Origin of the sequence: Mesorhizobium sp. M5C.F.Ca.IN.020.29.1.1, from assembly GCF_003997375.1 — a bacterium.
GTDB classification, from domain to species: domain Bacteria; phylum Pseudomonadota; class Alphaproteobacteria; order Rhizobiales; family Rhizobiaceae; genus Mesorhizobium; species Mesorhizobium wenxiniae.
This window is the reverse complement of sequence record NZ_RZSW01000330.1, coordinates 1-6,917: the sequence shown is the minus strand read 5'-3', so window position 1 is coordinate 6,917 and position 6,917 is coordinate 1. Positions and strand designations below refer to the sequence as shown.

The window sequence follows — 6,917 nt, the reverse complement described above, 5'->3', positions numbered from 1 at the left end:
GGATCACGCTGATGAGCGGCCTTCTCCCCCAGCCGGGCCGGAGCCTCACGCCAAGCCCGCACCGCGGGCCGCCGGACACGGGCGCGACCCTGCAGTCACGGCTCGCGGCCAGAGTTTCTTTCTCGAAAGCGATCGCGGCCTGGCCAAAGGGTGGAAGCAGCGCGCCCGCGACAATCTCGCCGCCATTCGGCTCGCCGCGGAGATCGAGACTGAAGACCGGCCGGCGACGCCCGAGGAACAAGCCCGGCTCGTCCGCTTCACTGGCTTCGGGGCCTCCGACCTCGCCAATGCCGTGTTCCGGCGTCCGGGCGAAACCGCTTTCCGGGACGGCTGGGACGAGATCGGCGCCGAACTCGAGGATGCCGTGTCGGGCCAGGACTATGCCTCGCTGGCGCGCTGCACCCAATACGCACACTTCACGCCGGAGTTCATCGTCCGGGCGATGTGGTCGGGCCTGCAGCGGCTTGGTTGGCGCGGGGGGAGGGTGCTCGAACCCGGTATCGGCACGGGCCTGCTCCCCGCCCTGATGCCCGCCGAGTTGCGGGACCGGGTGCATGTCACCGGCGTCGAGATCGATCCCGTCACCGCCCGCATTGCCCGGCTGTTGCAACCGCGGGTCAGAATCGTGAATGCGGACTTTGCGCGTGCCGACCTGCCGGCAGCGTTCGACCTCGTCATCGGCAACCCGCCTTTCTCCGACCGCACCGTCCGCTCCGACCGCGCCTATCGGTCGATGGGGCTGCGCCTACATGATTATTTCATCGCGCGCTCGATCGACCTGTTGAAGCCGGGCGGCCTCGCGGCCTTCGTGACGAGCGCGGGTACGATGGACAAGGCGGATTGTTCGGCTCGCGAGCATATCGCGAAGTCCGCCGATCTCGTCGCCGCAATCCGCTTGCCCCAGGGCAGCTTCCAGGCCGATGCCGGCACCGATGTGGTGGTCGACATCCTGTTCTTCCGGAAGCGCAAGCCGGGACAGGCCGAGCGCGACGTTACCTGGCTCGACACCGACGAGGTCCGCCCTGCGGACGGCGACGAGATCGCGATCCGCGTGAACCGCTGGTTCGCCCGGCATCCCGATTTTGTGCTCGGCACTCATGCCAGCACATCGGGCCCGTTCGGAGAGACCTACACCTGCCTGCCGCGTCCCGGCGTCGATCTCGCGGAGGCGCTCCCTGCAGCGATCTCCCGTCTCCCGGAAGCCATCTATGACGGCGCGCCCGAGGCAATCGACCGCGACGGCGACGACATCGACGGGGCAGGGGAGTCGCTTCCCAACGCTCCCGTGATCCGTGAGGGCAGCTACTTCATCGCGTCGAATACGGCGCTGATGCAGATGGTCGACGGGGTTCCCGTGACTCTTCCCCTGCGCAAGGGACGCAGCGCCGACGGCGTTCCCGACAAGCACGCCCGCATCATCCGCAAGCTGATCCCGATCCGCGATGCGGTGCGCGAGGTCTTGAAGGCGCAGGAGCTCGACCGACCCTGGAAGCCGGCGCAGGTCAAGCTGCGCATCGCCTGGTCGAACTTCGTGCGCGCCTTCGGCCCGATCAACACCACGGTCGTCTCGACCAGCGAGGATCCCGAGACCGGTGACGTGCGCGAGACGCATCGCCGGCCCAACCTGCAGCCCTTTCTCGACGATCCCGATTGCTGGCTCGTTGCCTCAATCGAGGACTACGACCTCGAGACCGACACGGCGCGTCCCGGTCCGATCTTCACCGAACGGGTGATCGCACCGCCCTCGGCGCCCATCATCACCTCGGCAGCCGATGCCCTCGCCGTGGTGCTGAACGAACGCGGCCATGTCGATGTCGATCAAATCGCCGAGCTGATCCATGCCGATGCCGAGTCCGTCATCGCGGAAATGGGCGACGCCATCTATCGCGACCCGGAGTCCGGCTCCTGGCAGATGGCCGATGCTTATCTTTCGGGCCAGGTCCGCGAAAAGCTCAAGTCGGCCGAAGCGGCTGCTGCACTCGAGCCCGCCTTCGAGCGTAATGTCCGCGCCCTGGTCGAGGTCCAGCCGGCCGATCTCGGCCCGTCCGATATCACGGCGCGCCTCGGCGCACCGTGGATTCCGGCTGCCGATGTCGTCGCCTTCGTCAAGGAGACTCTGGGCGCCGAGATCAGGATCCACCACATGCCGGAACTGGCATCGTGGACGGTCGAAGCACGACAACTCGGTTACATGGCGACCGGCACCTCGGAATGGGGCACGGAGCGCCGCCACGCCGGCGAACTGATCGCCGACGCACTCAACAGCCGCGTGCCGCAGATCTTCGACATCATCAAGGAGGGCCAGGCCGAGAAGCGCGTGCTCAATGTCGTCGACACCGAGGCGGCCAAGGAGAAGCTCACCAAGATCAAGACGGCGTTTCAGACCTGGATCTGGTCCGATCCGGATCGAACGGATCGCTTGGCCCGAGTCTACAATGACCGCTTCAACAATATCGCGCCCCGGCACTTCAACGGGGACCATCTCCAGCTCCCGGGCGCCTCAGGCGCCTTTTCTCTTTATCGGCACCAGAAGCGCGGCATCTGGCGCATCGTCTCGGCCGGCGCGACCTACCTCGCCCATGCCGTCGGAGCTGGCAAGACGATGACGATGGCAGCGGCCGTCATGGAGCAGAAGCGGCTCGGCCTGATCGCCAAGGCGATGCTCGTCGTTCCCGGCCACTGCCTGGCGCAGGCGGCGCGCGAGTTTTTGGCGCTCTATCCGACCGCTCGTATTCTCGTCGCCGACGAGACAAATTTCATCAAGGAAAAGCGGCATCGCTTCCTGTCGCGCGCGGCGACCGCAACCTGGGACGCCATCATCATCACCCATTCCGCCTTCCGCTTCATCAGCGTGCCCTCGGCCTTCGAGCAGCAGATGATTCAGGATGAGCTCGAACTCTACGAAACGCTGCTGACCAAGGTGGAGAGCGGCGATCGCGTCTCGCGCAAGCGCCTCGAGCGCTTGAAGGAAGGCCTCAAGGAGCGGCTGGAGTCGCTGGCGACGCGCAAGGATGACCTGCTGACGATCTCCGAGATCGGCATCGACCAGATCATCGTCGACGAGGCGCAGGAGTTCAGAAAACTCTCCTTCGCCACCAATATGTCGACCTTGAAGGGCGTTGACCCGAACGGCTCGCAACGCGCCTGGGACCTCTATGTGAAGTCCCGCTTCGTCGAGACGAAGAACCCGGGGCGAGCGCTTGTGCTCGCTTCCGGCACGCCGATCACCAATACGCTGGGCGAGATGTTCTCGGTGCAGCGCTATCTCGGCTACGCGGCGCTACTCGAGCGTGGGCTGCACGAGTTCGATGCCTGGGCCTCGACCTTCGGCGACGTGACCACCGAGCTCGAATTGCAGCCCAACGGCAAGTACAAGCCCGTGACGCGCTTCGCCACCTTCGTCAACGTCCCCGAGCTCATCGCCATGTTCCGCTCGTTCGCGGATGTGGTGATGCCGGAGGACTTGCGCGACTATGTGAAGATCCCGGCGCTTTCGACCGGCGCGCGGCAGATCAGGACCTCCAAGCCCTCAGCCGCCTTCAAGCGCTATCAGGTCCTGCTCGACGCCCGGATCAAGGCCATCGAGGAGCGCGAAGGACCGCCAGAGCCCGGCGACGACATCCTGCTCTCGGTTATCACCGATGGGCGGCATGCCGCGATCGATCTGCGCCTGGTCGATGCCGACAATGACAATGAGGCGAACAACAAGCTCAACGACCTTGTTTCCAATGCCTTCCGCATCTGGCAGGAAACCGCCGGCAACGACTATGTCCGCCCCGACGGCAAGCCCTTCGAGCTATCCGGCGCCGCGCAGATGATCTTCTCGGACCTCGGGACCATCTCGGTCGAAAAGACCCGGGGCTTCTCTGCCTATCGCTGGATCAGAGACGAACTGATCCGCATGGGCGTGCCGGCATCCGAGATCGCCTTCATGCAGGATTTCAAGAAGTCCGAGGCCAAGCAGCGTCTGTTCGGCGACGTCCGTGCCGGCAAGGTCCGTTTTCTGATCGGTTCCTCCGACACCATGGGCACCGGCGTCAATGCGCAGCTCCGCCTCAAGGCTCTGCATCATCTCGATGTTCCGTGGCTGCCTTCGCAGATCGAGCAGCGCGAAGGTCGCATTTTGCGGCAGGGCAACCAGCACGACGTCATCGACATCTTCGCCTATGCCACCGAGGGTTCGATGGATGCCCAGATGTGGCAGAACAATGAGCGCAAGGCCCGTTTCATTGCGGCCGCTTTGTCAGGCGACACCTCCGTCCGCCGGCTCGAAGACCTCGGTGAGGGACAGGCGAACCAGTTCGCCATGGCCAAGGCCATTGCCTCGGGCGATCCGCGCCTGATGCAGAAGGCGGGCCTTGAAGCCGATATCGCCCGACTCGAACGCCTGCGCTTCGCACATCAGGACGATCAGTTCGCCATCCGCCGCCAGCTTCGCGATGCGGAGCGGGATATCGAAGATGCGACGCGGCGCATTGGCGAGATCGGCCAAGACCTCGACCGTCTGGCTCCGACTGCCGGCGACGCCTTCGGCATGACGGTCGGCGACGAGACTTTCACCGAGCGCAAGCTCGCTGGTCGGGCGCTCATGAAGGAGATTCTGACCCTCGTGCAGCTTCAGCACGAAGACGAGACCGTCATCGCCTCAGTTGGCGGATTCGAGCTCGCATATTCCGGCCAGCGCTTCGGCAAGGACGGCTATCGCTACACCACCATGCTGGTGCGCACCGGAGCCGAGACGGAAATCGAATTGCCGGTTACCACCACGCCGCTCGGTGCGATCGCCCGGCTCGAGCATGTCCTTGCCGGCCTCGAGGAGGAGCAGGAGCGATATAGGCGTCGCCTCTCTGACGCCGAGCGGCGCCTCGCCTCCTACCGTTCGCGCGAGGGCGGCGAGTTTGCCTTCTCTGCCGAGCTGGCCGGCAAGCGCCGGCAACTCGGCGAGATTGAAAAGTCGCTTGCCGAAGACGCCGTGGCCGGCGCGGAGCGCGCCGCGGCCTAGCCGGTCTGGAAGGGCTTGGGACGGAAGGAAAAGCTGGAATGAAGGGGGGATGAGCCCGCTCGCAGATCGGGCGATCCGCCGACGCTAGCGCTCAATCGCCCCCGTCGCGATCCCGGCCCGTCATCCTGCGCAGGGCTGCAAGCCCCGCTTGGCCGGCCGGGCAGGAATGCTCGGGCGCAATTGCACCGGCCCGCCCGCTCCGCGGGCCGGGGGATGTCTTCGGGAAGAAGACGGAAAAGGACCGGCGATGGGCCGCGTCCACAACCTCCAAGGAGCATTCCCATGGAACTGAAGTTTGTCGATCCGCGCTCGCTGAAGGACAATCCCGACAAGGCGCGCCGCTCCAAGTCCAGCCCGCAGGCCGATGCCCTGCTGCTGGCGACGATCAAGGCTGTCGGCATCGTGCAGCCGCCCGTTGTCGCTGCCGAAACCGATGGCGGCAATGGCTTCGTCATCGATGACGGGCGCCGTCGCGTCAAGCAGGCGATCGCCGCCGGCCTCGAGGAGATCGCCGTTCTGGTCGTTCCTCATGCCGAGGATGGCGGCGCCATGCGCTCGCTGGCCACGGCCATCACGCACGAGCAGCTTCATCCGGTCGATCTGTGGCGCGCCATCGAGCGTCTCGTGGCTCTCGGCTGGACCGAAGAGGCGATTGGCATCGCGCTTGCCCAGTCGGTGCGCCAGATCAAGAAGCTGAGGCTTCTCGCCAATGTGCTGCCGGCAATGCTGGATCATATGGCTAGGGGTGACATGCCGAACGAGCAGCAGCTCCGCACCATCGCGGCCGCCTCGCTCGAGGAGCAGAAGGAAGTCTGGAAGGCAAACAAGCCGTCCAAGGACGATCCCCAGGTCTCGTGGTGGAGCCTGGCCAACGGGCTGGCCAAGAAGCGCATGTATGCGCGCGATGCCAGCTTCGGCGACCAGCTCGCCCAGGCCTACGGCATCGCCTGGGTCGAGGATCTGTTTGCGCCGGCCGACCAGGACAGCCGCTATACCACCGACGTCGAGGCCTTCCTCGGCGCGCAGCAGGAGTGGATGACGCAGAACCTGCCCAAGAAGGGCGTCATCACCGAGGTCAACACCTGGGGCGAGGTGAAGCTGCCGCCCAAGGCCGAGCGTGTTCATGGCACGCCGAAGAAGTCCGACCACGCCGCCATGTACCTTGACCGCGAGGGCAGGGTGAAGACCGTCCACTTCCGCATGCCCGAGGCCAAGAAGAAGAGTAAGAACGCGCAGGCCGGCGACGACGAGGCGATCGTCATCTCCAAGCCCCGGCCCGACGTCACCCGCAAGGGTATCGAGATGATCGGCGACCTGCGCACCGACGCGCTGCACGAGGCGCTGTCGCGGGCGCCGATCGAGGACGACACGCTGCTCGCACTGCTCGTCCTCGCCTTCGCGGGGCAAAACGTCCGGGTTGATTCCGGAACCGGTGGCGATTTCCGCTTCGGTGGTCGCTTCGGTCGGCATGCGGCCGCGCTGTTCGATGCCGAGGGCAAGTTCGCCTTCGACGTCGACACACTGCGCATCGCGGCGCGCGGCGTCCTGATCGACGTGCTCTCATGCCGCGAAGGCATCAGCAAGTCCGGCATCGTCGCAATCGTCGCCGGCGGCACGATCGGCGCGGACGGCTTCCTCTCCAATATGGGCACGAAGGACTTCCTCTCTTGCCTGTCGCGTCCGGCGCTCGAAGGCTCGTGCGCCGATACGCCGGTGCTGCCCCGTGCGCGCGTGAAGGACACGCGCGCCGCGCTCGTCGAGCACTTCAAGGAGGGCCATTTCGTCCACCCGGCGGCGCTGTTCGCCCCCGATGCGATCAGCCTTGCCGAATGGCTCGCCAAGAGCGCCGTCACCGAGGTCGAGGACGATGATGTGCCTGACGCCGAGGACGTCGGCGGCGAGGACCGGGCCCCCG

At 65.7% G+C, this 6,917-nt stretch carries 2 protein-coding genes; both read left to right on the top strand.

The window, feature by feature from the left end:
- On the top strand, positions 1-5,002 hold a 5,002-nt coding region (locus tag EOA85_RS23020; RefSeq protein WP_127211290.1), incomplete at its 5' end, for an N-6 DNA methylase.
- A 282-nt stretch (positions 5,003-5,284) separates the two neighbouring features.
- Positions 5,285-6,917 (top strand): ParB N-terminal domain-containing protein (locus EOA85_RS23015; RefSeq protein ID WP_127211289.1); only part of this gene is annotated, 1,633 nt, incomplete at its 3' end.